Source organism: Micromonospora jinlongensis, from assembly GCF_013410645.1.
GTDB lineage: Bacteria > Actinomycetota > Actinomycetes > Mycobacteriales > Micromonosporaceae > Micromonospora > Micromonospora zamorensis.
On record NZ_JACCHK010000001.1, the window covers coordinates 2,384,384 to 2,409,059 of the forward strand.

General features: G+C 71.5%; 22 protein-coding genes. 10 read left to right on the forward strand and 12 right to left on the reverse strand.

Annotated features, from left to right (window positions below):
* The first annotated feature begins 32 nt into the window (after positions 1 to 32).
* Complete coding sequence (locus tag HNR22_RS10110; RefSeq protein WP_179780142.1) at positions 33 to 1,043, forward strand: MsnO8 family LLM class oxidoreductase; 1,011 nt, start codon at positions 33 to 35, stop codon at positions 1,041 to 1,043.
* A gap of 200 nt (positions 1,044 to 1,243) precedes the next feature.
* Here the strand turns inward: HNR22_RS10110 and HNR22_RS10115 are convergent, their stop codons facing one another.
* A complete protein-coding gene (locus HNR22_RS10115; RefSeq protein WP_179780143.1) occupies positions 1,244 to 3,490 on the reverse strand; it encodes a rhamnogalacturonan lyase family protein in 2,247 nt (748 codons plus the stop codon).
* A gap of 242 nt (positions 3,491 to 3,732) precedes the next feature.
* On the opposite strand from HNR22_RS10115, the gene HNR22_RS10120 reads away from it, so the two are divergent.
* Positions 3,733 to 5,172, forward strand: a complete 1,440-nt coding sequence (locus HNR22_RS10120; RefSeq protein ID WP_343059766.1) for a pyridoxal-dependent decarboxylase — start codon at positions 3,733 to 3,735, stop codon at positions 5,170 to 5,172.
* Positions 5,173 to 5,475: 303 nt separating this feature from the next.
* Here the strand turns inward: HNR22_RS10120 and HNR22_RS10125 are convergent, their stop codons facing one another.
* Together HNR22_RS10125 and HNR22_RS10130 are read right to left on the reverse strand one after the other, a co-directional pair.
* Entirely contained in the window at positions 5,476 to 6,453 is a 978-nt protein-coding gene (locus HNR22_RS10125) for a TSUP family transporter (protein WP_179780144.1), read from the reverse strand.
* A gap of 176 nt (positions 6,454 to 6,629) precedes the next feature.
* The gene (locus tag HNR22_RS10130) at positions 6,630 to 7,094 is read right to left on the reverse strand and encodes an RrF2 family transcriptional regulator (RefSeq protein WP_179780145.1); all 465 of its coding nucleotides are present in this window, start codon (positions 7,092 to 7,094) and stop codon (positions 6,630 to 6,632) included.
* 267 nt (positions 7,095 to 7,361) lie between these two features.
* Between HNR22_RS10130 and HNR22_RS10135 the strand changes: the two genes are divergently transcribed.
* A complete protein-coding gene (locus HNR22_RS10135; protein ID WP_179780146.1) occupies positions 7,362 to 8,030 on the forward strand; it encodes a YceI family protein in 669 nt (222 codons plus the stop codon).
* Positions 8,031 to 8,095: 65 nt separating this feature from the next.
* Here HNR22_RS10135 and HNR22_RS10140 read toward each other — a convergent pair whose 3' ends face one another.
* The 4 genes from HNR22_RS10140 to HNR22_RS10155 form a co-directional block, all read right to left on the reverse strand.
* Entirely contained in the window at positions 8,096 to 8,980 is an 885-nt protein-coding gene (locus HNR22_RS10140; RefSeq protein WP_179780147.1) for an acyl-CoA thioesterase domain-containing protein, read from the reverse strand.
* Positions 8,977 to 10,425 carry a pyruvate kinase gene (gene pyk / locus HNR22_RS10145; RefSeq protein ID WP_179780148.1) on the reverse strand — a complete coding sequence of 483 codons (1,449 nt, stop codon included), beginning with the start codon at positions 10,423 to 10,425 and terminating at the stop codon, positions 8,977 to 8,979. Before pyk ends, HNR22_RS10140 begins: the two co-directional genes overlap by 4 nt.
* A 205-nt stretch (positions 10,426 to 10,630) precedes the next feature.
* Positions 10,631 to 12,007, reverse strand: a complete 1,377-nt coding sequence (locus HNR22_RS10150) for an FAD-binding oxidoreductase (RefSeq protein ID WP_179780149.1) — start codon at positions 12,005 to 12,007, stop codon at positions 10,631 to 10,633.
* A gap of 134 nt (positions 12,008 to 12,141) precedes the next feature.
* Positions 12,142 to 12,507: a YciI family protein gene (locus HNR22_RS10155; RefSeq protein WP_088949307.1), complete on the reverse strand. Its 366-nt coding sequence runs from the start codon at positions 12,505 to 12,507 to the stop codon at positions 12,142 to 12,144.
* A 172-nt stretch (positions 12,508 to 12,679) separates the two neighbouring features.
* Here HNR22_RS10155 and HNR22_RS10160 point away from each other — a divergent pair, with 172 nt between their 5' ends.
* Complete coding sequence (locus HNR22_RS10160) at positions 12,680 to 13,552, forward strand: aldo/keto reductase (RefSeq protein WP_179780150.1); 873 nt, start codon at positions 12,680 to 12,682, stop codon at positions 13,550 to 13,552.
* A 25-nt stretch (positions 13,553 to 13,577) separates the two neighbouring features.
* Here the strand turns inward: HNR22_RS10160 and HNR22_RS10165 are convergent, their stop codons facing one another.
* The 3 genes from HNR22_RS10165 to HNR22_RS10175 all read right to left on the reverse strand — a co-directional run bounded on the left by HNR22_RS10165 (position 13,578) and on the right by HNR22_RS10175 (position 17,208).
* Complete coding sequence (locus HNR22_RS10165) at positions 13,578 to 14,018, reverse strand: effector-associated constant component EACC1 (protein ID WP_179780151.1); 441 nt, start codon at positions 14,016 to 14,018, stop codon at positions 13,578 to 13,580.
* A 13-nt stretch (positions 14,019 to 14,031) separates the two neighbouring features.
* Entirely contained in the window at positions 14,032 to 16,239 is a 2,208-nt protein-coding gene (locus HNR22_RS10170; protein WP_179780152.1) for a M48 family metalloprotease, read from the reverse strand.
* Between the two features lie 174 nt (positions 16,240 to 16,413).
* Complete coding sequence (locus HNR22_RS10175; protein ID WP_179780153.1) at positions 16,414 to 17,208, reverse strand: lipase family alpha/beta hydrolase; 795 nt, start codon at positions 17,206 to 17,208, stop codon at positions 16,414 to 16,416.
* Positions 17,209 to 17,438: 230 nt separating this feature from the next.
* On the opposite strand from HNR22_RS10175, the gene HNR22_RS31835 reads away from it, so the two are divergent.
* Positions 17,439 to 18,797, forward strand: a complete 1,359-nt coding sequence (locus HNR22_RS31835) for a pentapeptide repeat-containing protein (protein WP_179780154.1) — start codon at positions 17,439 to 17,441, stop codon at positions 18,795 to 18,797.
* Positions 18,798 to 18,816: 19 nt separating this feature from the next.
* On the opposite strand, the gene HNR22_RS10185 is transcribed toward HNR22_RS31835, so the two are convergent.
* Positions 18,817 to 19,392 (reverse strand): TetR/AcrR family transcriptional regulator, encoded by a 576-nt coding sequence (locus tag HNR22_RS10185; protein ID WP_179780155.1) that lies wholly within the window; start codon positions 19,390 to 19,392, stop codon positions 18,817 to 18,819.
* A 215-nt stretch (positions 19,393 to 19,607) separates the two neighbouring features.
* Here HNR22_RS10185 and HNR22_RS10190 point away from each other — a divergent pair, with 215 nt between their 5' ends.
* The 4 genes from HNR22_RS10190 to HNR22_RS10205 all read left to right on the forward strand — a co-directional run bounded on the left by HNR22_RS10190 (position 19,608) and on the right by HNR22_RS10205 (position 23,159).
* Positions 19,608 to 21,074 carry an MFS transporter gene (locus tag HNR22_RS10190; protein ID WP_179780156.1) on the forward strand — a complete coding sequence of 489 codons (1,467 nt, stop codon included), beginning with the start codon at positions 19,608 to 19,610 and terminating at the stop codon, positions 21,072 to 21,074.
* A gap of 105 nt (positions 21,075 to 21,179) precedes the next feature.
* Positions 21,180 to 22,166: an SEC-C domain-containing protein gene (locus HNR22_RS10195; RefSeq protein WP_179780157.1), complete on the forward strand. Its 987-nt coding sequence runs from the start codon at positions 21,180 to 21,182 to the stop codon at positions 22,164 to 22,166.
* 49 nt (positions 22,167 to 22,215) lie between these two features.
* Entirely contained in the window at positions 22,216 to 22,683 is a 468-nt protein-coding gene (locus HNR22_RS10200; RefSeq protein WP_179780158.1) for a nitroreductase family deazaflavin-dependent oxidoreductase, read from the forward strand.
* A gap of 68 nt (positions 22,684 to 22,751) precedes the next feature.
* Positions 22,752 to 23,159 (forward strand): hypothetical protein, encoded by a 408-nt coding sequence (locus HNR22_RS10205; protein WP_179780159.1) that lies wholly within the window; start codon positions 22,752 to 22,754, stop codon positions 23,157 to 23,159.
* Positions 23,160 to 23,286: 127 nt separating this feature from the next.
* Here the strand turns inward: HNR22_RS10205 and HNR22_RS10210 are convergent, their stop codons facing one another.
* Complete coding sequence (locus HNR22_RS10210) at positions 23,287 to 23,550, reverse strand: DUF6244 family protein (RefSeq protein WP_088949318.1); 264 nt, start codon at positions 23,548 to 23,550, stop codon at positions 23,287 to 23,289.
* A gap of 409 nt (positions 23,551 to 23,959) precedes the next feature.
* On the opposite strand from HNR22_RS10210, the gene HNR22_RS10215 reads away from it, so the two are divergent.
* Positions 23,960 to 24,517 (forward strand): hypothetical protein, encoded by a 558-nt coding sequence (locus HNR22_RS10215; RefSeq protein WP_179780160.1) that lies wholly within the window; start codon positions 23,960 to 23,962, stop codon positions 24,515 to 24,517.
* Positions 24,518 to 24,676: the final 159 nt, after the last annotated feature.

The window sequence follows — 24,676 nt, forward strand, 5'->3', positions numbered from 1 at the left end:
CAAAGCCGCCCGGTGACGGGTTGGTTGACCTTGTGATCACCGTACCGTTGTCTGTTCTTGATCTTGCCCCGGTCGCCAAGGGCACCTCCGCTGGCGCGGCGTTGCAGGCCACCACCGAGCTGGCCCGACGCACCGAGGAGCTGGGCTACCACCGCTTCTGGGTGGCCGAGCACCACAACATGCCGGCGATCGCCAGCTCCGCTCCCGCCGTGCTGCTGGCGCACCTGGCCGCGAACACCTCGACGATCCGCCTCGGATCGGGTGGGGTGATGCTGCCCAACCACGCGCCGCTTGTGGTGGCCGAGCAGTTCGGCACCCTGGAGGCCCTGCACCCCGGTCGCATCGACCTCGGTATCGGCCGGGCGCCGGGCACCGACCAGGTGACCGCGCTGGCGTTGCGGCGCACCATGGAGGGCCTGTCGGCGGAGGGCTTCCCGCGTGAGCTGGCGGACCTGATGAACTACTTCAGCGGGGAGAAGCCGGGGCAGATCATCGCCACGCCGGGTCGCGGTGAGCAGCCGGCCGTGTGGCTGCTGGGTTCCAGCGGTTTCAGCGCCCAGCTCGCCGGTCTGCTCGGTCTGCCGTTCTCCTTCGCGCACCACTTCAGCTCGGCGAACACCCTGCCGGCGCTGGCCCTGTACCGGCAGAACTTCCGGCCGTCGCAGTGGTTGGACAAGCCGTACGCGATGGTGGCGGTCAACGCGGTGTGCGCGGAGACCGACGAGCGGGCCGAGTGGCTGACGGGGCCCAGCGCGTTGTCGTTCCTGAAGCTGCGCTCCGGCCGGCCGGAGCCGCTGTCGACGCCGGACGAGGCGGCGGCGTACCCGTACTCGGAGTTCGAGAGGGAGTTCGTCCTGCAGCGTCGCGACGGTCAGGCGATGGGTTCGCCGGAGACGGTGCGCCGGCAGCTGACCGAGCTGATCGAGCGCACCGGCGCGGACGAGCTGATGCTGACCACGCTCGTGTACGACGTCGAGGACCGGGTGCGGTCGTACGAGTTGATTGCCGAGCAGGTGGCGGGCGGTCTGCACCGGGCGGCGTGAAACACGATCTTCACGTCAGCGTCACCCGGCCGACCCGGACGGTGCCTAATGTTGGTGCCGGTGGTGGTACGGCATTCTCGGTCGGGACGGGTCGAGAATGCCGCGGTGTGGCGCACCGGGCCGGAGCTGAGCGGATTCCGCGGCTGCGGCCCGGTGCCTGCCACCCTAGGCGACCCGGTTCGGGGCCACCAGGGATCAGATCAGCGTAGGTAGATGTTCGGGGTGGGCGGGTCGGCCATCCCGTTGCCGATGAAGAACCCCGGGTGTGGCGGTTGGTTGTAGGCGGTGTTCTGCCACGCGATCGCCACCCGATACTGCGGGTCGTGCATCAGGGTGTGGATCCGGGTGCTGGTCGGTGTGGGTGTGCTGTAGATGCGCAACGCCCGGCTGTCGCTGGTCCGCCAGATGACCTCCTCGCGCCAGTCACCCAGGATGTCGCCGGACAGCGCCGGCGTTGACTTGGTGCCGTTGTTGGACGCCACCCCGCTGCCGGTGAGCAGCCGGGTCTCGCCGCCGGTGCCGTACTTGTCGATCTTCGTGGCGTCGACCAGTTCCCGCACCGGGTCACCGTCCCACCAGGCGAGGAAGTTGGCCGACGACGGCTTACGGCCGACGTTCTGCCCCCGGGTGTTGGCCAACCCGGTGGCCGCCGACGACCACGACTCGGCACCAGGGCTGCCCGCCCAGATGTCCGCGGAGACACCCCGGCCGTTGTCGCCGGAGGCTGGTGTGGACCAGAGGATCTGACCGGTACGGGCGTCGGCGAACCAGGAGCTGGGCTTGCTGGCGTCCTCGTCGACCTTGAACACCTCCAGGCCGGCGCGGCCCGGGTCGAGGTCGCCGACGTGCAGGGCGTCGCCGTGCCCGTTGCCCGTCGAATAGAGCAGCCGTCCGTTGTCGTCGACGGTGGCGGCCCCGTAGACGATCTCCTGGCGGCCGTCGGAGTCGACGTCGGCGACGGAGAGCTGGTGGTTGCCCTGCCCGGCGGCGGCGCCGTTACCGGAGGCGTTCGAGTCGAACGTCCAGCGCTTGCGCAGCGTGCCGTCGCGGAAGTCCCAGGCCGCGATCACCGCTCGGGTGTAGTAACCCCTGGCCATGATCAGGGAGGGGCGCTGCCCGTCGAGGTAGGCGGTGCCGGCGAGGAACCGGTCCACCCGGTTGCCGTACGAGTCGCCCCAGGAGGAGACGGTGCCGCGCGGCGGGTCGTAGTTGACGGTGGAGAGCACCGCGCCGGTCTGCCCGTTGAACATGGTCAGGTACTCCGGACCGGACAGCACGTAGCCGCTGGAGTTGCGGTGGTCCGCCGACGACGAACCGATGACCTGGCCGGTGCCGGAACGGGTGCCGTCGGCGGTCTTCATGGCCACCTCGGCGCGGCCGTCGCCGTCGTAGTCGTACACCTGGAACTGGGTGTAGTGGGCGCCGGCGCGGATGTTGCGGCCCAGGTCGATGCGCCACAACCGGGTGCCGGCCAAGGTGTACGCGTCGATGTGGACGTTGCCGGTGTAGCCGGACTGGGAGTTGTCCTTGGCGTTGGACGGCTCCCACTTGAGCACGATCTCGTAGCTGCCGTCGCCGTTGAGGTCACCCACCGAGGCGTCGCTGGCGCTGTAGCTGTAGCTCTCGCCGCTGGGGGTGCTGCCGCCGGCCGGGACCTGCAACGGCACGTCCAGGTAGCCCGCGCCGAACTGCAACGCCGGCGCCGACGCCGCCTGCTCGGCGCCGCCCACCACGGCCCGCACGGTGTACGCCGAGCCGGCCGCCGCGCCGCTGTCGAGGTAGCTGGTGGCGCCGGTGATCGGGCTGGCGTTGACCTTGGTCGCCCCCCGGTAGAGGTTGAACGCGACCCCGGAGGTCTCGGTGCCGAGCAGTCGCCAGGAGACCAGGTTGCCGCTGCCGGAGCGGACGCTGATCAGCCCGCGGTCCAGGTTCTCCATCTGCAACACGCCGGCCGACGGCGGTGGAGTGGTGGGTGGTGGTGTGGTCGGGGGCGGCGTGGTCGGGGGCGGCGTGGTCGGTTCGCCGGTGGGCGGGGCGCCGGTGCAGGTGACGCCGTTGAGCGCGAAACTGGTCGGTGCCGCGTTGCTGCCGGTCCAGGAGCCGTTGAAGCCGAACGCGGCGGTGCCGTTGGTCGCGATGGCGGCGTTGTGCTCGACGTTGCGGGCGGTGACCTGGGCACCGGACTGGGTGACGGTGGCGTTCCACGCCTGGGTGACCTGTTGCCCGACGGCGTACGACCAGGTGAGGGCCCACCCGTTGACCGGGTCGCCGAGGTTGGTGACGGTGACGTTGGCGCCGAAACCGCCCTGCCACTGGTTGGTGATCTGGTAGTCGACCCGGCAGCCGGCGGCGGCGGCCGAGGCGGCGACCGTGCCGAGAGTGCCGGCCACGACGGCGGCGGCCGTCGTACCGGCGAGCAGGATCAGCCGATGTCTGGACGGGTGCATGGACTGCCTCCGGGGATCCGGTGATGATCGCTGCGGCCCACTGACCCTGCCCGGGAAGCACAGTGGACCGGCCCTGCCGCGACTGCGGCGGACGGCGATCTGATCGGGGTTGAACGCCCTGGAACTCACGGATCCGGCTCACCGCGCATCGTAAGGCAAGCGCTTTCCGGTACGCAACATCGACGGCCGTGGTTCATTTTCAGGTCTTGCTCCGGCAAGCATCACCTGATCGACTCCTGGGTGTGAGCGCCCCACACATGAACCCCGACGAGTTCCGCCGAGCCGGCCACGCCGTCGTCGACTGGATCGCCGACTACTGGGCGACTGTCGAACAGCGGCCGGTCGCCCCGTCCGACCCGCCGGGCACCGTCGCCGCAGCCCTCCCCTCCACGCCACCGACCACCGGTGGCGAACCGGTCGAGGCGGTCCTCGCCGACCTGGACTCCATCGTCGTACCGGGGCTGACCCACTGGCAGCACCCCGGCTTCTTCGGCTACTTCCCGGCCAACACCTCCGGCCCGAGCGTGCTCGGTGACCTGGTCAGCTCCGGGCTCGGCGTGCAGGGCATGCTCTGGGCCACCAGCCCCGCCTGCACCGAGCTGGAGACGGTGATGATGGACTGGCTGGCCCACCTGCTGGACCTGCCGCAGCGGTTCCGCTCGACCGGCAGCGGCGGCGGGGTCATCCAGGACTCCGCCTCCTCGGCGACGCTGGTGGCCACCCTGGCCGCACTGCACCGGGCCAGCGGAGGTCGCTGGCGCGACACCGGCATCGACCGGCGCTACCGCGCCTACACCTCCACCCACGGCCACTCCTCCATCGAGAAGGCCGTACGCATCGCCGGGCTGGGCAGCGACGGGGTCCGGTCCATCGAGGTGGACCCGGACACCCAGGCTCTGCTGCCCGACGCGCTGCGCGCGGCGATCGAGGCCGACCTGGCCGCCGGGGACGTACCGGCCATCGTGGTGGCGACCATCGGCACCACCTCCACCACGGCCATCGACCCCCTGCCGGAGATCGGGGCGATCTGCGCGGAGTACGGGATCTGGCTGCACGTCGACGCCGCGTACGCGGGATCCGCCGCCGTCTGCCCCGAGCTGCGGTGGTCGCACGCCGGCCTGGAGTACGCCGACTCGTACTGCTTCGACCCGCACAAGTGGCTGCTCACCGGCTTCGACTGCGACGCGTTCTGGGTCGCCGACCGCGCCGAGCTGATCGAGGCACTGACCGTACTGCCGGAGTTCCTGCGCAACGCCGCCTCCGACTCCGGCGCGGTCATCGACTACCGGGACTGGCAGGTGCCGCTGGGCCGGCGCTTCCGTGCGCTGAAGCTGTGGTTCGTGCTGCGCTGGTACGGCGCCGAAGGACTACGGGCCCACATCCGCTCCGGGGTGGCGCTCGCCGCCCAGTTCGCCGAGCGGATACGCGCCGACGACCGCTTCGAGTTGTCGGCGGCACACCCGTTCTCACTGGTCTGCTTCCGACTGCGCGCCGACGACGACGTCAACGCCGCACTGCTGGCCCGGGTGAACGGCACCGGGCGGGTGCACCTGACACACACCCGGGTCGCCGGCCGCTACACGCTGCGCATGGCCATCGGCTCCCCGCAGACCACCGAAGCGCACGTCGACGAGGCCTGGACGCTGCTCGCCAACACGGCCAAAGACCTGCTCACCCCCTGACACCCTCCCCCGCACCGCACCGCACCGCCCCGCCCCGCACCGGGCCGCACCGCGCATCAAGATCCGCGCAACTTCCCTGATGTTGCTGTCTCCGACGCGCAGGAGGCAGCAACATCCCTGATGTTGTGCGGATCTTCCTGTGCGATCTACCGCGCGATCTGCCTGGCGCGGCATGATCACGCTCGATCCTGGATGTAGTGACATCCCGCCAGCCCGAGGCAACTACATCCTGGATCGAGCACGATCTTGACGGCTCAACCCCGGGAATCGCGGCGTTGACCGTCGGGCGGGTGTGGCGCGCGGTCAGCGCGGGTTGGGCGTACCCGTCGCGGCCAACTCGCCCGCGACCACCACGGCCGGAGTGACGGGAGCAGCAGGAAGGGCAGCAGCGGCGGCCTCGGAGATCGCTGCTTCGGCGCGGGCCAGGCGGGTACGGCGCAGAGCCCGCACGGCCAGCACCAGGGCGGCCAGCCAGCCGGCGGCCAACAGGGCGTACGTGATGGGGCGGACCGGGCCGTCCAGCTCGGCGGAGCGGAGCAGCGTGCGGGCGTTGGTCAGCACGATCACGCCGCCGACGGCCGCGCCGAGGAGTTGGGCGGGGACGATGCGCACCAGCCAGGCGGCCAGCGGGGCGGCGATGAGCCCACCGATCAGCAGTGCCGCGACGGTGGGCAGCAGGAACCCCTCGGTGCCCAGCCCGATCAGGAAACCGACGCTGGCGGCGCCGGCCACGACGAACTCGGAGGTGTCGACCGAGCCGATCACCTTGCGGGGCTCCATGCGGCCGGACACCAGCAGTGCCGGGGTGGCCACCGGGCCCCACCCGCCGCCGCCGGTCGCGTCGACGAAGCCGGCGACCAGGCCGAGGGGGCCCAGGAAACGACCGCGGAGACGCCCGCCGACCCGATCGGTGCGCAGCGGTCGGGCGAAGCGGATCAGCAGGTACGCGCCGAGCGTGAAGAGGATGGCAGCCATCCACGGCGCTGCCGCCTCGGTGGAGATCGAGCTGAGCACTGTGGCGCCGGCGAAGGCGCCGATCGCGCCGGGTAGGGCGATGCGGGTCACCACCCGCCAGTCGACGTTGCCGAACCGCCAGTGCGCGACCCCAGCGGCGAGGGTGGTGCCGATCTCGGCCAGGTGCACCGAGGCCGAGGCGGCGGCCGGGGCGACCCCGGCGACCAGCAGCAGGGTCGACGAGGTCAACCCGTACGCCATGCCGAGCGAGCCGTCGATCAACTGCGCGACGAGCCCGACCAGAGCGAGGACCAGCAGCTTGCGCACGAGCGCCCCCTGACTTTTCGGCATCTCCTATCGACTTGGTCGACAATGCGGCACGGTGCTGCCAGGGTCAAGCCCCCGATCGGTGGATGGGACGCCACCATGCGGAGCGCGCCACTACAGACCGCACCTCGCGGTGGACGTACCGCGGGTGGCACGGGCCGGAGAGCGGGCGGCGCTCAGATCCAGGCGCGCGGGTCGGCGACCAACTCGGTGACCCGTGCGGGCAGGGTGCCCGCGGCCACGTCGGCGATGCTGACCAGCTCCAGGATTTCCCGCTCGCTCGCCCGCAGCGCGATCCAGACCTCCTGGAGCGCCCGGGCCGGGCCGTGGTAGCCGAGCTGCTCGGGACGCTGCCCGCGTACGTGGGCGAGCGGCCCGTCGATCACCCGGATCACCTCGGCGAGGGAGATCTCCTCGGCGGGGCGGGCCAGCCAGTAGCCGCCCTCCGGGCCACGCTGGGCGTGCACGATGCCGCCGCGACGCAGCTGGAGCAGGATGCTCTCCAGGAATTTCGGCGGGATCTCCTGGGCACGGGCGATCTGGTCGGCCGTGACCGGCCGGCCGCGCCCGGGGCCACTGGCCGTCGCGGCAAGCTCGGCGGCCGCGCGGAGGGCATAGTCGACCCGGGCGGATAGGCGCATGCCGGCAAGGTTAGTCGCTGGTCAGCCGGCTGGGCGGGCGACCCTCGGCCGATCGGGTACGCATCGACGAAAACCCGTGCCGCTCGCGCCCGTTCCCGCCACCGTCGCGGATCGGCGAAGCGCATCATGATCCACCGCGCGGTGGGGGCCGAAATGCTGTTCTGGAGCGTCCTTATGCTGGGCGGGAGTACGAATGTCTGGCCGTTTACGTGGCCGCCGGCAAGATATAGATAAACACCCGGGTGCGCTCGGGGGGAAGGCAATACGATGACCGATGTCGCCACACGCACCTGGGATGGCATGACCATCCCGGTCGCCGGCACCTATCTTCTCGATCAGGCGCACAAGCGGATCGGTTTCCTGTCCCGGCACATGATGGTGAGCCCGGTGCGCGGCGAGTTCGCCGAGGCCACTGCTGAGATCATCGTGGCGGAGGACCCGCTGCTCTCCTCTGTGACGGCCACCATAATGTCGGCCAGCATCACCACCGGAAGTGTCGACCGGGACACGCATCTGAAGAGTGCCGACTTCCTCGATGTGGAGCGCTATCCCACTCTCGAATATCGAAGCACCGGAATCAAATGGCAGGGCGCCGAGGACCCCATATTCCAGTGGGCGCGTCTGCGCAACCATCGGCTGGGCGGACGAGGCCGGAGTCACATTGTTCCGCCGCAGTCCGACAGCACACCCGGACGATTCGTCCTCACCGGTGAGTTGACGGCGAAGGGGGTCACCCGGGCTGTCGACCTGGAGGTGAATTTCGGTGGCACCCGTCGTGATCCGTACGGGCAGAACATCTTCGGATTCAGCGCGACGGCCGAGATCAACCGTGAGGACTACGGCCTGCTCTGGAATGTCGTCCTGGAGAGCGGCGGAGTGCTGGTCGGCAAGACGGTGCAGATCGAGATCGCCGGCGAGGCCATCTACCAGGCCTGACCCGCCTCATCCCCGCCACGACGCGGCCGGTGCGGGCGCGCGCCTGGCGGGGATGCTCGAGAAGGTCAGGCGCCGACGCGGCGCAGCAGGCCCTCCTGCACGGCGCTGGCGATCTGCTGGCCGTCAGTGGTGAACATCCGGCCGGTGGCCAGCCCACGCGCGCCGGACGCCGACGGGCTCAGGCAGTCGTAGAGGAACCACTCGTCGGCCCGGAACGGCCGGTGGAACCACAGGGCGTGGTCCAGGCTGGCGCCGACCAGCCCGCCCGGCCCCCACACCTCGCCGTGCGCGGAGAGCACCGAGTCGAGCAGGGTGAGGTCCGAGGCGTAGGTGAGCGCGCAGGCGTGCAGCAGCGGATCGTCCGGCAGTTTGCCGTCGATGCGCATCCAGACCCGCTGGTGCGGGTCGGCGGGCCGGTCACCGGGTCGGACCCAGCCGGGCTCGCCCACGTAGCGCACGTCGATCGGACGCGGGATCTGGCCCCAGATGCCCAGCCGCTCCGGGTAGCGGGAGAGCCGGTCGGTCATCGTCGGCACGTCCTGCGGCATCGGTACGTCCAGAGGGGCGGTGACCTGGTGGTCCAGACCCTCCTCGGCCCGCTGGAACGACGCCGACATGAAGAAGATCGGCTTGTCGTGCTGGAGGGCGACCGCGCGGCGAACCGAGAAGGACCGGCCGTCGCGGATGTTCTCCACCTGGTACTCGATCGGCTCGACCGGGTCGCCGGGGCGGACGAAGTATCCGTGCAGCGAGTGCACGAAGCGCTCCGGGTCAACCGTGCGGCCGGCGGCGACCAGGGCCTGACCTGCGACCTGGCCGCCGTACACCCGTTGTGGGCCGACCGGGGGGCTCATCCCCCGGAAGCTCATCTCCCCGGTCGGGTCGAGGTCCAGCACTTCCAGGAGCTGGTCCACCGCGGCCTGGCCGACCGCGACCCGACCGTCGCTCACTGCAGCGCCCGCGCCGACGCCGCGTCGACCAGCGACCCGAGCTGGTGTACGCGCAGCGTGTTGGTCGAGCCGGGGGTGCCGGGCGGGCTACCGGCCACGATCACCACGTAGTCACCCGGGTTGGCCCGGTTGAGGCCCAGCAGCGCCTGGTCGACCTGACGGAACATGTCATCAGTGTGCTGCACGAACGGCATCAGGAAGGTCTCCACGCCCCAGGAGAGGGCGAGTTGGTCGCGCACCTCGGGCACCGGCGTGAAGGCCAGCAGCGGCAGGTCGCAGTGCAGGCGGGACAGCCGTCGGACGGTGTCGCCGGTCTGCGAGAAGGCGACGAGCGCCTTGGCGTTGATGGCCCGGGCGATCGACGAGGCGGCGACGGTGAGCGCGCCGCCGTGGGTACGCGGGTCGTGCTGCAACCGGGGCACGCCGATCGAGCCGGACTCCGTGGTCGTCACGATCTTGGCCATGGTGCTGACGGTCAGCACGGGGTACTTGCCGACGCTGGTCTCGCCGGAGAGCATCACCGCGTCCGCGCCGTCGAGCACCGCGTTGGCGACGTCGGAGGCCTCCGCCCGGGTCGGGCGAGAGTTCTCGATCATGGAGTCGAGCATCTGGGTGGCCACGATGACCGGCTTGGCGTTCTCCCGGCACAGCTGCACGGCGCGCTTCTGCACCAGGGGCACCTGGTCCAGCGGCATCTCGACACCGAGGTCACCGCGGGCGACCATGACACCGTCGAAGGCCAGCACGATGGCCTCCAGGTGCTCCACCGCCTCCGGCTTCTCGACCTTGGCCAGGACCGGGCGGAACACGCCCTCCTCGGCCATGATGCCGTGCACGAGCTTGATGTCCTCGGCCGAGCGGACGAAGGACAGCGCGACCAGGTCGACACCGAGCCCCAGCGAGAAACGCAGGTCCTCGGCGTCCTTGTCCGACATGGCGGGCACGCTGACCGCCACGTTGGGCAGCGACACGCCCTTGTTGTTGGACACCGGGCCGCCCTCGGTAACCAGGCAGCGGATGTCGTTGCCGGTGACGTCGGTGACCTCGACGGCGACGCGACCGTCGTCGATCAGCAGCCGGTCGCCGGGCTTCACCTCGTGCGGCAGCTTCTGGTAGGTGCAGGAGACCCGCTCCTTGGTGCCGATGATGTCGTCACCGGTGATCACGACCGAGTCGCCGGTGCGCCACTCGTGCGGGCCGTCGGCGAACCGACCGAGCCGGATCTTGGGGCCCTGGAGGTCGGCGAGGACGGCCACCGGCTTACCTGCCGCCTCGGACGCCTCCCGGACCAGTCGATAGACCGCCTCGTGGTCGGCGTGGCTGCCGTGGCTGAAGTTGAGCCTCGCCACGTTCATACCAGCCTCGACGAGGCCCCGGATGCGCTCCGGGGACGAGGTGGCGGGACCAAGAGTGCAGACGATCTTCACACGGCGTGTCACGCCCATCAGGCTAGTCTCTCCTTCAGGTCGGACTCGGGGCCGACCCATTGCAGGCAGCGGAACATGTGTCCAACGACGCGCGGTGCGCGTCGGGCCGGCGGGTGGAACCGCACCGGGAACGTTGTGGCGACGGGCAACGGCGACCGCGCGCCGGGAATCGTACGCCTCCGGTGGCGTGCGCTGTCGGGGTGCTCCCGACGGCAGGTCACCATCAGCGCGCTGACCGGGGCAGGGTGGGCACCGCGGTGAGCAGCTCACGCGGGTCGTAGCGGTGCTTGGCCCGACGCAGCCGCGGCCAGTTCGCGCCGTAGGCGAGCCGGACCCGGTCGGTCTCCTCGGGGGCGAGCAGGTTGGGGTAGCCACCGGGCAGGGCGTGCGGTGCGAGCGCCGCCGAGGTGTGCTCGGCCCACTCCCGGTGTGGCCTGGCCTGATCGCCGGGCGCCCAGACCGCGATGATCTCGGTCAGCAGGTGGTCGGTGCGCAGGCCGAACGCCGTGTCGGCGAGCCGGACCCGGGTGGCCGCGCCGTGGAAGTGGTGCACGGCCAGCGCGGAGAACGGGGAGCTGACCTGCCGGGCCGCGTCGACGAGCACGTCCGCCGCGCTGTCGGTGAGCGCGGGCAGCCAGCGGGTACGCAGCAGGTAGTGGTTGCCGTCGACCATCCCGCCGTCGAACATCCGCAGCGCGTCCGCGTACGGCAGCGGGGCGATCTGGTCGACCAGCGGGGTGCCAAGCGCGCGCAGCCGATCCATCCACGGCAGCCCGGCGTCCAGGTCCGGGCCGCTGTAGAACGGGCAGACGAAGATGACCGGTTCGCCGGCAGGGCCGGGCAGGAAACCGGTCATCACGGTCAGCTCGTTCGGGGCCTCGGCGATGAGCGCGCCGTAGCCGCGCAGTACGGCCGGCGCCTCCGCCAGAGCGAACATGATCATGCCGGCCAGCACGCCGGGCAGCCGGTGCGCGCGGAAACGCAGTTCGGTGACCAGGCCGACGTTCCCGCCGCCGCCGCGCAGCGCCCAGTACAGCTCGGCGTCGTGTCGGGGGTCGGCGGTGACCCGGCGGCCGTCGGCGAGGACCACCTCCGCGCCGAGCAGGCTGTCCAGGGTCAGCCCGAACCGGCCGCACAGCGGGCCGTACCCGCCGGCGAGGCTGAGCCCGGCCATGCCCACGGCGCCGACCACGCCGGTGGGCACCACCAGGTCGTACGGGCGGGTGGCGGCGAGCAGTCCGGCGGCCGTGACGCCGCCACCGATGGTCACCGTGGCCGCGTCCGGGTCGACCCGGACGGCGCGCAGTCCGGTCAGGTCGAGCACCAGGCCGCCGTCGCGCAGCGCCCGGCCGGCCCAGTCGTGCCCTCCGGAGCGGACCGACAGGGGCAGGTGGCACTGGGCGGCCACGCGGACCGCGTCGGCCACCTCGCCGGCGTCCCGGCAGTGGGCCACCAGGGCCGGCGTGCGCTGAACCGCGCCGTTCCAGAGCGTCGTGGTGGTGAAGTACGCCGGATCGCCCGGCTCGTGCAGCCGGTCGCCGAGCAGGGCGCGCAGCCGGGCGGTGGCCGTCACGACATCGGGGGTGGCGGCGGAGATCATGGCGACTCCTCGACCGGGGCCGACCCAAGGCTTTCCGGGTGCGCCCCGGCGGCGGCCCTCGCTGGGCGCGACCGTAACACCGGCGGGCCGCCGAGCGCCGTCGTCATCACGACAGCCGTCTATTGACCGGCCAGTCAGCTTTCCGTCTTGACCAGCGGAAACTCCAGCGATCCGGCCGGGCAGAGGAAGGTCAGCACGTCCACCCGGTAGAGCCCGGCCTGCACCGCCGGGTCGGCCTCCAGCACGCTGCGGACGTCGTCGACGCTGCCGGTGCGGGCCAGACCGAAGCCGATCGGTGGCTCCGGCTCGCGGGCCGGCCCGTCCACCGAACCGGCGACCAGGATGATGCCGCTTCGCTGTAGGGCCTGCATGTGCTCGGCGTGCTCGGCCTGCAACCGCTGCACGGTCTCGGCGGGCAGGACCCGTCCGGCCGCGCCGGGATAGATCACGATGCACTCGTACGTGTCGAGCGCGAAGTTGACCTGCGGCACTCCCGCCATGGGTGCTCCCTCTGCCGTCGCGCCGGAAGGCACCGGCTCCGGCCAGCGTCGCACGCACGCCCCGGTCGTACATGTCGCTTCGGGGCAACTCGCCTCGGCGCAGGTGCGGTGTCCAGCCACACAGTCGGCCGACCATGGGTGTGCCGGTCGGCCTCCGGGGCATGATCTACACATGGCGACCAACATCAGTGAGCAGCCCGCGAAGGCGTCCGGCACGTACCGCATCGGTGGCGACGTCACCGTCAACCGGCTCGGCTACGGGGCGATGCAGATCACCGGCCCGGGTGTCTGGGGAGACCCGAAGGACCCAGCCGAGGCGGTCCGGGTGCTGCGCCGCGCGGTCGAGCTGGGCGTGACGTTCATCGACACCGCCGACTCGTACGGCCCGTTCGTCTCGGAGTTGCTGATCCGGGAGGCCCTGCACCCGTACGCCGATGACCTGGTCATCGCGACCAAGGCCGGGCTGAGCCGCTCCGGTCCGGGCGACTGGCGTGCGCTGGGCCGCCCGGAGTACCTGCGCCAGCAGTGTGAGCTGAGCCTGCGGCACCTCGGCCTGGACAGCATCCCGCTGTACCAGCTGCACCGGATCGACCCGAAGGTGCCGCTCGCGGATCAGTTGGGTGAGCTGGCGCTGCTGCGCGAGGAGGGCAAGATCCAGCACATCGGTCTGTCCGAGGTGAGCGTCGCGCAGATCGAGGAGTCCCAGGCGATCACCACGATCGCGTCGGTGCAGAACCTGTACAACCTCGCGAACCGCAGTGCCGAGGACGTGCTGGAGTACTGCGAGCGCAACGACCTCGCGTTCATCCCGTGGTTCCCGATCGCCACCGGTGAGCTGGCCCGCCCGGGTGGCCCGCTGGACGCCATCTCCACCGCGCACGGCGCGTCGCCCGCGCAGCTCGCGCTGGCCTGGCTGCTGCGCCGCTCGCCGGTGATGCTGCCGATCCCCGGTACGTCCTCGGTGGCGCACCTGGAGGAGAACGTGGGCGCGGCCGACGTTCGGCTCACCGACGACGAGTTCGAGGCGCTCGCCAAGGCGAGCTGACCCACCGGTGCGGACGCCGTCGGTGTCAGTCGACGGCGTCCGCGCCAGGCTCCCGGGCCGCGCCCGCGCCAAGCTCACGGGCGGTGTCCGGGCCGGGCTCCCGGGCAGCCCGCAGCGCCTCGGTTGCCTGGGCCAGCAGGCGGGCAGAGTCGGTGCGCCCACTCACCTGAAGTTCCACCTCGGTGTCTCCGGTCTGGATCCGGATGCTGGCCTCGGTGCGCTGCTGGTCGACCCAGGACTGCAACAGGTTGAACAGACCCGGGAGCAGCCCCTGGGCCAGCACCGCGATGATCACCGCGTCGCTGAAGCCCGGCCGTCCCCCGCCGCCACCGGCCTGGCGGACCACCGGCCGGTACTCCGGCTGGCGGTGGATCCAGGCCAGCAGGTCGACCGACGGGGGCTGCCGCTGCCGGGGGTTGATGGTCAGCCGCACGGGCAGCCGGGCTGCGGCGAAGCTCTCGGTCACGGTCTCTCCCCGGTCAGTTGGCGGCGGGACGGAAGGCGACGGCGTCCCCGTCGGCGGTGGCGACACCCGCGACGGTGAACGCGTCCTCCTCGGTGAACGGTGAGGTGCCGCCGAAGTACGTGTTGGTGCCGCTGACCTGCACCTTGCCCTGCGTCTCGTACGGGGTGGCGACCTGGGCGCTGGCCGGGCCGGTCAGTTCGACGGCCAGTTTCGGGTACTCCAGGATCTTCCAGGAGACCTTCTGCGCAGAGCCGCCGTAGTAGCGGAACGGGCAGCCGGGCGGCGCGGCGACCGTCTGCTTGGCGCACTCGTCCAACCAGGCGCGCACCCGGGCCTCGACGGCCTCGACTGCCGCGGGCTTGAGCACCGGAGCCAGTTGCAGGGTTGCCGCGCTCTGCCCGGGGCCGACCACCACGGTCTCGGCGGGCGTCTCGCTGAGCGCGCTGGACGGGCCGGTCGCGGCGTAGGACCCGGGGAGCAGCGTCAGCGCGGGGCCCTCGGCGTCGCCGGGCAGCTCCACCCCGTTGAGCCGCACCCCGGGGCCGGCGACCGGTGCGTTGAGCGCGGCCAGCCCACCGTCGATCCGCCAGCCGTGGAGGAAGCCTGCGGTCGCCTCGTCGTCGCGACGCAGGCTGACCGTGGAGGTCTGCGCCGCGCCGGCCAGCCGGTACGCCACGGTGGCGGTGGCGGTGTCGCCGTCGCGTTCCAGTGAGCTGATCTCCACGTCGGTCGGTGGTTGGTAGCCCTCGGCGCGCAGCAGTCGCGCGAGCAGCTTGCGGTCGGTGACGCCGCTCTGGTCGGTCAGGAAGCCGAGTGCGGCGTCGCTGTCGGTGTCGGCGAGCGCGGAGAAGTATCCGTCGACCGCCGACTGGGGGCGGAAGAACGCCCACTGCACCACGCCGAGCCCACCGGTGCCGGCGCAGGCCGCCAGCGCCAGGGCGCCGACCAGCAGCCAGGTGCGGCGGGTGCCGACCGGGCCGGAGTGGCCGAACAGCCGCTCGGCGGTGACCGCCGGCTCGCCCGCCTCGGCGGACACGCCGGCCACCGACGCCCGCTCCAGCGCGTCGAGCCGCAGTTCGTGCGGCGGGTGAGTGGCGCAGACAGCCTCGTCCCAGCCGCTGCGGCCCGTCTCGAAGGACAGCCGCCGCTCCAGCACGCGCCGCATCCCCTCGACGTGCCCGGTGAGCACGGCGCCGAGGTCGGCCCGGTACTCCGCGGCCCGGACGTCACGGGCGTGCAGCGGCAGCACCACGTACCGCATGGTGAGCAGCACCGGCCAGAAGAACAGGAAGACCACGAGGTTGGTGGCCGGGTGCGGGAAGGTCCGCATCAGCCAGGTCGGCAGGGCGTGTGCGAGGGTCAACGGCAGACCGACGCCACGGACGAAGGCGCTGGTGATCTCGTCCCCGGTGCGCCAGTGCACCAGCTCGTGGCTGAACAGCGCGGCGATCTCGTCGTCCGGTTCGGTCAGCACGGCGGTGGTGACCACCACGTGCCGGGCGTACGTGCGGGCGTTGCTCAGGACCGGATCGTCCTCCATGAGCAGCCGCGGCACGTTGGGCAGGCCGAGCCGTCGGGCGCAGTCGTCCAGCACCGGGCGCAGCCGCGCGTACTCGCGGCGGCTGGGCTGACGGGCACCGGAGACCACCAGCAGTCGCGGTTCCAGCAGCACCCGGTAGAGCGTGTAGAGCACCCCGATCAGCACCGCCGCGACGGCCGTGCCGACCAGGCCGGTGACCACCGTGAGCGGCCCGGCGTCGGCGCCCAGCCAGGGCACCACCAGCACGGCGAGGAAGCCGCCCAGGAACCCGACGACGAAGCCGACCACACCGCCGAGGACCCCGCCGGAGCGGGTCAGGAACGCCTCCAGCAGGGGGCCGATCAGCGGCGCGTCGCGCAGCACCTGGGGCAGCTGGTCATCGGCGCCCAACCCACCGGCGAAGAGCCCGCTGACAGCCAGGACGAGACCGCCCCAGAACGCCAGGAGCAGCGCGACCGGCAGGTAGAACCAGGTGGCGAAGAAGGCACCGAGCACGCCGCGCCAGTCCCGCAGGATCCCGGCGCGCAGCCAGACCAGCGCGCTCGGATAGCCCGGCGGCCGGTCGGCGAACCCCCCGGTGGGCGGCGGCGTGTCGGCCGCCGGCGGTTCGGCGGCCCGGACGTCGAGCTGCGGCACGGTCGGCGGAGTGCCCTCCGGCGGCACGGGATGCGGCTCGGTCATGCGCGCTGCTCCTTGGGGAAAGTCGCCTTCTCTGTCGCGTGTGGACAGCCGGAGCAGGCTATCGAGGACACCTGATGTCTGCCATCCTGTTTCGCCGTACCGTCGCCGACCCGACACTCGCCGTCGCGCGACCGTGGGGGTGGTCCCGTCGGGACCACCCCCATGGGGACCGGGTCAGAGCGCGAGGCAGTTGGGTCGCACCGGGCCGTCGACCAGGGCGCCACGCACGATGGTGTACGCCGTGCCGTCGAGCACCAGGCCGAGGTGCCCCACCACCCGCAGCGGGCAGTACGCCTGGATCAGCACGTTGGTCGCACCGTCGTTGACCACGGCGTTCCCGGTCGGCCGGACCAGCTCGTCCTGAAGCGTTCGGATGGTGGTGTAGCGCACCGCGCCGGGGGTGTCGTCGCCGGCGTTGAGGTCGGCGAGGAACGCCGAGCCGATGGTCATCTGCTGGCAGGCCACGACGCCGGCGCAGCTGCCCAGCCCGAGGAACGCCACGATGTTGGCGACGTAGGTGCCGTAGTGCGGTGTGCCGAGGCTGACGTAGCGCCCGATGGCGGCGGTGCCGCCGAGCCGCTTGAGGTAGTAGCGGCTGACCAGGCCGCCCTCGGAGTGGGCCACGACGTCCACTGTCGCCGCGCCGGTGCTGGCGCGCACCTGGTCGACGTAGGTGGCGAACGCGCGGGCGGACGTGGGGATGTCGCCGAGGCCCAGCCCGGGCAACTGGTAGATGAAGGTGCGGTAGCCATCGGCGCGCAGCCGGGCGGCCATCGGCTCGTACGCGACGGCGATGCCGCTGAGCCCGCCGACCACGATCACCGGGTTGGCCGCGGCGGCGGCGGCGAAGGCTTCGGGGGTAGCGGGGGCCGGGGTGGGATCGGCGGGGGCGGCGGTCGCCGCGCCGGCGGACGCGAACAGGGCGGCGGCGACGAGGGACACGACGAGGGCGGTCTTTCGGAGCAGCATGGCTGCACCTCCGGGGGGAGGCACCCGGCGTACCGGGCAGGTGGGTGGGGTGTCCGGTCGACCGTGCGACGATCATCCCCGCAACAATTCAGAAACGTCAATGACTTGTTACGCGCCGGTAACCCGTTGTCCCGGCGAGGGTGCAAACGGGCAAATCGCAGCTCTCCACATCGGACCGCCGGCCCGGCGCACGCACCCCGGGTCGGGTCGGCGGATGGCATGCTGTGGCCGTGTCCGCCGACGAACCCACCGAGCGCCAGCTACGGGTGATGCCCTGGTGGCTGGTCCTGGTCGGCCTGCTGCTCGCCGCCGCCCTGGGCTGGCTGGTGCTGGACCTGCTGCTCACCGAGGCCGACCGGGCCAGCCAGCCGGACACCCGCGCCACGCTGCGCATCGACGCGATCCGCACCGGCCTGACCGTGGTCGCCGGCACCGGCGGAGGGCTCGCCCTGCTCCTGGCCGCCCGCCGCCAGTGGATCACCGAACGCGCGCAGCGGCACCAGGAGAGCGTCGCCGCCCGGGACCAGGCCCACCGCGACCGCGTGCAGGCGCACGCCGAGTCGGTGGCCGAGGCCACGCAACGCCAGCAGGACCGGCAGGCCACCGCCGCCGAGCACGACGCCGCCGAACGTCGACTGACCGAGCTCTACACCCGGGCCGTCGAGCTGCTCGGCAACGACAGCGCGGCGGTACGCCTCGGCGGGCTGCACGCGCTGGAACGCCTCGGTCAGGACAATCCGGGGCAGCGCCCGACGATCGGGGCGGTGCTCTGCGCGTACCTGCGGATGCCGGCGCCCGACGACCAGCCGCGCGAGACGGAGGTCCGGCGCACCGCGCAGCGTGTGCTGACCCGCCACCTGCGCGCGGACGACGACGCCTACTGGCCGGAGGTGGTGCTGGACCTGACCGGTGCCACGCTGGTCGACTTCGACGCCACGGGTTGCACCCTGGTCGACGCGAACTTCACGGCGACGGCGTTCACCGGCACGACCACCTTCGCGAGCGTGACGGTGCGGGGGCGTCTCCAGCTCGGGGCCGCGACCTTCGGCGACGTGGTCTTCGAGGGCCTCGCGGCCGACGGTGAGGTCCTGCTGGACGGCGTCCGCGTCAGCGGTCAGGCCACCTTCGACGGGGCCACGTTCGCCGACGGCCTGGCCTGCCGACGGTCCACCTTCGCCGGCCATACCTCATTTCGCCAGGTGACCTTCGGTCAGCCGACCAGCTTCGACGCGACCCGCTTCGAGGACTCCACCACATTCCGGCAAGCCGTCTTCGACGGCGCCCTGTCGATGGAGCACACCGAGTTCGGCCGGTCGGCCAACTTCCACGCCGCCCGTTTCACGAACATGGCGCTGTTCCGCTGGACGGTGTTCGGGGCAGAGGCGTTGTTCGACCAGGCCCGCTTCACCGACGCCGCGAACTTCGGCCGGGCCCGGTTCCACAGCATGGCCAGCTTCCGCGACACGCAGTTCAGCCGGCCACCTCAGGTCGATCAGGCCCGGGCGGTGGTCGATCCTGGCCACCGCTGGCCGACGGGCGCGGTGGTCCAACAGCTCGACGACGAGTGGCTGCTGCTGGTCGACCGCTGACCCGTCGGGCGAGCGAGCGTCAGCGGGTGGGCGCGCGCAGCCCGTCCAGAGCCACGCCGAGCACCCGGTCGCGCTGCTCGGGTGACGGGAACTGGGCCATCGTGAGGCCGCTGATCAGCCGCACCACGTCGTCGAAGCCGATGTCGTCACGGACCACGCCGGCGGCCTGGGCGCGACGCATCAGCGGCTCGCCGGCGGAGTAGATCTCCGTCCGGCAGCTCTGGAAGATCTCCGAGTCGTGCAGCAACTGCTCGGCGAGCGCCCGCTTGGTGGCGACGTACGCGACGAAGCGGTGCAACCAGGCGACGAGGGCGTCCCACGGGGGCAGCTCGGCCAGGTCCTCGGCGGAGCGGCTCAGCGCCCGGACCTCCTCGACGTACACGGCCTCGAAGAGGTGCCGCCGGCTGGGGAAGTTGCGGTAGAGCGTGCCGATGCCCACGCCGGCCCGCCGGGCCACGTCCTCGAGGGAGGCGGCAGCGCCGTTCTCGGCGAACGCGTCGCGCGCAGCGGCGACCAGAGCGTCGTAGTTACGCCGTGCGTCGGCCCGCTTCGGGCGTTGCGCGAACACCTCGGGCACCTGCCCCGCGCTGGTCATGACGTGAGTCACCTCGTCCTGGTTGCAACCGGAGGCAACCCTCCGCTAGCTTAGTGGAGGCACCCCTCCGGAACCCCGGAGGCCTGCCTCCGCTTAGCTTACCTCGGGATCCGCCCGATCCGCCTGGCCACCCGATCGCCCGGACCCGACAGCCAGCCCGCCACAGACGACGGGTGACAAACCTCCTTCCGTACCATCATCAGGAGTCTTCTCTCGTGGCAGTGACCTCCCGACGCAGCTCGCGTCGGCTCACCTTCACCGTGCTCGCCGCCGGTGCCGGGTTCTTCGCGATGCTCCAGTCGCTGATCACCCCGGTGCTGCCGACCATCCAGCACGATCTGCACACCTCCCAGAACACCGTGACCTGGGTCCTGACCGCCTACCTGCTCTCCGCGTCGATCTTCACGCCGATCCTCGGACGGGTCGGCGACATGGTCGGCAAGGAGCGGATGCTGGTGGTCGCGCTCGCCGCCCTCGCCCTCGGCTGCCTGCTGGCCGCCATCGCGCCGAACATCGGCGTCCTCATCATCGCCCGGGTCGTGCAGGGCATCGGCGGAGCGGTCTTCCCGCTGTCGTTCGGCATCATCCGCGACGAGTTCCCCGCCGCGCGGGTCTCCACGGCCGTGGCCGCCATCTCGGCGATCGTCGCCGTCGGCGGTGGCCTGGGCATCGTGCTGGCCGGCCCGATCGTCAGCACGCTCGACTACCGCTGGCTGTTCTGGATCCCGATGGTCGTGGTCGGGCTGACCGCCGTGGCCGCCCACCTGTTCGTCCCCGAGTCCCCGGTCCGCACCCCCGGTCGCATCGACTGGCGAGCGACAGTGCTGCTCTCCGGCTGGCTGGTCGCGTTGCTGCTGCCGATCAGCCAGGGCGCGGCGTGGGGCTGGACCAGCCCCCGGGTGCTCGGCCTGCTCGCCCTCGCCGTGGTGCTGCTGGTCGGCTGGCTGGTCGCCGAGGTGCGGTCGCCCAACCCGCTGATCGACATGCGGATGATGCGCCTGCCCGGCGTCTGGACCACCAACCTGGTCGCCCTGCTCTACGGCGCGTCGATGTTCTCCGTGTACGCGTTCCTCCCCCAGTTCGTCCAGACCCCGACCGCCGCCGGCTACGGTTTCGGCGCGAGCATCAGCCAGGCCGGCCTGCTCATGCTGCCGATGCTCGTCGCGATGTTCGTCGCCGGTCTCGTCGCCGGCCGTCTCCAGGCCGTCTTCAGCGCCAAGGCGCAGCTCGCCACCGGTGCCGCGTTCAACGTGGCCGCCTCCGCGATGCTCGCCGCCGCGCACGACACCCGCTGGGAGGTCGCCATCGCCGGCGGCCTGGTCGGCCTCGGCATCGGCCTGGCCTTCGCGTCGATGGCCAACCTGATCGTCGCCAGCGTGCCCGCCAGCCAGACCGGCGTGGCGACCGGCATGAACGCCAACATCCGCACCATCGGAGGCGCGATCGGCGCCGCCGTGGTCAGCGGTGTGATCACCGCGAACCCGCAGGCCAACGGCCTGCCCCGGGAGGCCGGTTTCACGATGGGGTTTCTGGTCCTCACGGCCATCGCGCTGGCCGCCGCGCTCGCGGCCCTCGCCGTCCCGTCCGCCCGGCGGAAGGCGGCCGGTCCCCGGCCGTCCACCGCGACGATCGTCGAGTCCGAGCTAGCCGGCGAGTTCGCCACCATGCCGGCGACCCGCTGAGGGACCGTGTCGGAGCCCGGGCGGTTCGCCGCCCGGGCTCCGCCATGTCCGGGAGTACGCTGGCCGCTTCCCCGTCCACCACTCGCCGTTCTTCAGGATGCCCACATGCCCGAATTGCTGACCACCGACCGCATCGAGGAGATCGGCTCCCTGGGTCCGGAGAGCCCGGACCCGGCCGCGCTGGTCGCCGAGCTGGTGGGCGCCGTCGACGAGGGGCGGGTCGCCGACCCCGACGACACCGCGTACGCCCTGCTGGTCGCCGCGGACATCCTGGAGCAGGCGGGTGACCTGGCCGACGCGCTCGCGCTGGCCACCCGCGCCATCGCCGAACAGCCCGACGAGGACGCGTACGCCCGGTCGGTGCGCGGTGGCCTGCTGCTGCGCCTCGGCCGCTCCGACGAGGGCATGGCCGAGCTGACCGCCCTGCGCCCGCTGCTGGAGACCAACCCCAACGCCACATACCTGATCGACGAGCTGGCCGAGGCCGGCCACACCGACCTGGCGCTGGAATGGCTGACCGGGGCGCTCGACGCGATCCTGGAACGGACCCGGACCCAGCAGCACGAATCCGAGGACGCCCAGGACGAGGCCGCGGCCATGATCTACGGCCTGACGCAGCGGCGGCACAACCTGCGCGAGGAGATGGGCCTCCCGCACGACGAGTACGACAACCTCGCCGACCGACTGCGCGCCGCGAGCGACCACGCGCTCGACGCGCTGGACGACGGCCCGGCGACTCTGCTGTTCTGGCCGCAGGCGGAGTTCAATGCGCTGCTGCTGCGCTGGCCCGCCCTCGCCGACAGCTACCCCACCAGCTGGGACGAGCACCGCACCCAGACCGAACGTGCCCTCGTCGACGCCTCCGGGCTGGGTGGCGCCGACCTGGGCGTGGTCGTCGGCTCCGTCGCCGGGCTGGCCGCCTTCGCCGAACGCGAGGGCAGCGACCCCACCGACGAGGAAACCCAGGACGAGTACGCCGACTCGCTCACCGGGCCCGACCTCAGGGCCTGGCCGCCCGGACGCAATGACGCCTGCTGGTGCGGGTCCGGGGCGAAATACAAGAAGTGCTGCCTGCCGCGATCGCGAAGCTGACCCGCTTCGGCCAGGCAACACACGCGCATCCGCGCACTAGTCTCGTGGCATGACGGCGGCAGAACAGCACGAGACGATCGAGGACAGCCCGGTCGGCTGGGTGGCCAAGCACATCCAGCGGTACGTCGAGACCGACGGCGCCGACGGCGGCACCTACCAGGGCGTACCGTCGCTGCTGCTCACCACGCGCGGGCGCCGCACGGGCGCCCTGCGCCGCACCGCGCTGATGTACGGCCGCGACGGTGACAACCACCTGCTGGTGGCGTCCAACGGGGGCGCGGACAAGCACCCCGCCTGGTACCTGAACCTGAGCGCCGACCCGGCGGTGGAGATCCAGGTCGGCGCGGAACGCTTCGCCGGTCGGGCCCGCACGGCGACGGGCGAGGAGCGGGCCCGGCTGTGGCCGGTGATGACGAAGGTCTTCCCCACGTACGAGCGCTACCAGAAGGGCACCAACCGCGAGATCCCCCTGGTCGTCATCGAACGCGCGCCTCGGAAAGAATCAACCGGCAATTGATCTCCGTAGATGCCGGAGAGGGCTAGGGTGACCGTAGGTAAGCACCCACTCCGGCAAGGAGAACCGTCGTGCGCCGCATCATCGCCACCATCGCACTACTCGGGATGTCACTCGTCATGATGCTGGCGCCGACGCCGGCGAGCGCGGCAAGTGACGTTGAGGTCACGGCCGCGACCCTGGTCGCGCGCGGCGTCGCCGTGGACGTCAGCCTCAGCGTGACCTGCCAGTCCGGCCTGTCTGGCGGGGCCGAGATGATCATCCGACAGCGGTCGGGCGACAGGGTCGCGTCCGCCTCCGGCTGGGGTCCTGTCTACTGCACCGGCCAGCCGCAGATCGTGACCGGGCGGGCGTGGGTGGAGGGTGGCGGCCTCGTCATCAAGCCCGGTGTGGCACTGATCAGCGGAGGCTTCGAACTGTGCGGCGACGTGGGCTGTAGCGGACCGAGGTTCGAGCAGACATTCCGGATAACACGCTGAACCGGTCGAGCCTCTAGGCGCCTGCCTGAACGAGCGCCCATCGGTGTTCGCAACCAGGTCACCGTCGTCGGCGGTGGGACCGCAGGTCGCACGGGTGGTTGGTGGGTCACGCTCCCACCACCCGTGATCAGTTTCCCAGCGCTCGGACCTTCGCGATCGTCTCTTGGACGTGCTGCTTGGCCGGGTCGCCACCCTGGGACGCCTGCGCGAGGGCCTGACGGTACGCATCGATCATCCCGACCAGCGGGCCTGCGGCCACGCCTTCCAGCGCACCCGCCACGAGCGCGCGTGCCTCGGCTGCGTCCTGGGCTGCCGCTGCGGTCTTGGCCTTCGCCTCGTCCAGCTTCTGCGACGCCGCCGCCAGCCTCGCGATGATCTGTGCTGCGCTCACGCGCGCCTCCCCCGTGGTCGACCATCGCCTCCACCACCGCACAGGCGGAGACCACATGGGAGCGTACGAGATGCACGCACTAAGCGCGACCACTCGCTGGCGCGCTCACCACCCCGCCGTTAGCGGATGCCGAAACGGGCCAACGGCGAGAATGTCCCGTCCCGACTCGCGCGAGGACCTAGATCTTGGACACTTTCCGTTCCCGCTCGACGGAAACTGTCCAAGATCTACAGTGGCGCTCGGTAAACCGGTGCTGTTGACCGCTCAGCAGCAGGCAGGCGCGAACGACCAGCAGCTGACGCGACACGGACCGCATTCGCGGGACAGCGCCGGGGCGGGGAGCGTCATAGACTCTGCTGCCGGCAGCCAGGAGAACGGTCCGGGCATTCCGCTGGAGGAGTGGCGCGACGTGGCACCTCAAGGGAACCCCGCGAGCCCCACCGGCCGTCGCCGCCGGGCCAGGGCCATCGTGCTGTCGGGCGGGCTCGCGGCAGTTGCGGCCCTCGTGCTCGTCGCTGCCCACGCCACCGGTGACAGGTGGGGCATCCTCGACGGTTCCCGGTCATCTTCCTCGACGACGCCCGCGCCCACGGTGACCACAGAATCTCGGGCGCAGCTCGCCCGGGCCTGCATCGCGCAGACCAAGGGCGAGGAAGCGGTGGCGTACTTCCACCGGGACATCCCCGCCGACCGGTGGGGAGACCCGGTACGCGGCACCGCCTCGGCGAGCAGCGAGCCGTTCGTGCTGTGGCTCTTCGACGACGATTGCGAGCCACACAAGGCGCTCGACGTGCCAGCGCGGACCAGTCGCACGTTCAAGGCGCAGGTGGGTCAGGTCTGGTCCTACACCGAAGCGTCAGCGGGGCAACCCACCGACGGCCGCACCTGTCGCGTCTTTGGCCTCTCCAACAGCGGCACCGAGCAGAGATTCAGCGACAGCGGGCTCCTCACCTACCACGCGGAATAGGCCGGGAAGCCCTACAGCAGTCCGGCCGCCAGCTCAAGGTCGACTCGGGTTTCAGGAAATCGCGGTATCCGGGCCGCCCGGATACCCCGATTTCCTGAAACCCGAGTGGATCAAGCCGCGCGGGCGGAAGTCGATCACGCCGCGCGGGCGGAAGTCGAC

Excerpts from the sequence above, each read along its gene's own strand:
- HNR22_RS10115 (WP_179780143.1), bottom strand. The coding sequence starts at position 3,490 with ATGCACCCGTCCAGACATCGGCTGATCCTGCTCGCCGGTACGACGGCC.
- HNR22_RS10130 (WP_179780145.1), bottom strand. The coding sequence starts at position 7,094 with ATGCGCCTATCCGCCCGGGTCGACTATGCCCTCCGCGCGGCCGCCGAG.
- HNR22_RS10135 (WP_179780146.1), top strand. The coding sequence starts at position 7,362 with ATGACCGATGTCGCCACACGCACCTGGGATGGCATGACCATCCCGGTC.
- pyk (WP_179780148.1), bottom strand. The coding sequence starts at position 10,425 with ATGGGCGTGACACGCCGTGTGAAGATCGTCTGCACTCTTGGTCCCGCC.
- HNR22_RS10150 (WP_179780149.1), bottom strand. The coding sequence starts at position 12,007 with ATGATCTCCGCCGCCACCCCCGATGTCGTGACGGCCACCGCCCGGCTG.
- HNR22_RS10155 (WP_088949307.1), bottom strand. The coding sequence starts at position 12,507 with ATGGCGGGAGTGCCGCAGGTCAACTTCGCGCTCGACACGTACGAGTGC.
- HNR22_RS10160 (WP_179780150.1), top strand. The coding sequence starts at position 12,680 with ATGGCGACCAACATCAGTGAGCAGCCCGCGAAGGCGTCCGGCACGTAC.
- HNR22_RS10170 (WP_179780152.1), bottom strand. The coding sequence starts at position 16,239 with ATGACCGAGCCGCATCCCGTGCCGCCGGAGGGCACTCCGCCGACCGTG.
- HNR22_RS10175 (WP_179780153.1), bottom strand. The coding sequence starts at position 17,208 with ATGCTGCTCCGAAAGACCGCCCTCGTCGTGTCCCTCGTCGCCGCCGCC.
- HNR22_RS10185 (WP_179780155.1), bottom strand. The coding sequence starts at position 19,392 with ATGACCAGCGCGGGGCAGGTGCCCGAGGTGTTCGCGCAACGCCCGAAG.
- HNR22_RS10195 (WP_179780157.1), top strand. The coding sequence starts at position 21,180 with ATGCCCGAATTGCTGACCACCGACCGCATCGAGGAGATCGGCTCCCTG.
- HNR22_RS10200 (WP_179780158.1), top strand. The coding sequence starts at position 22,216 with ATGACGGCGGCAGAACAGCACGAGACGATCGAGGACAGCCCGGTCGGC.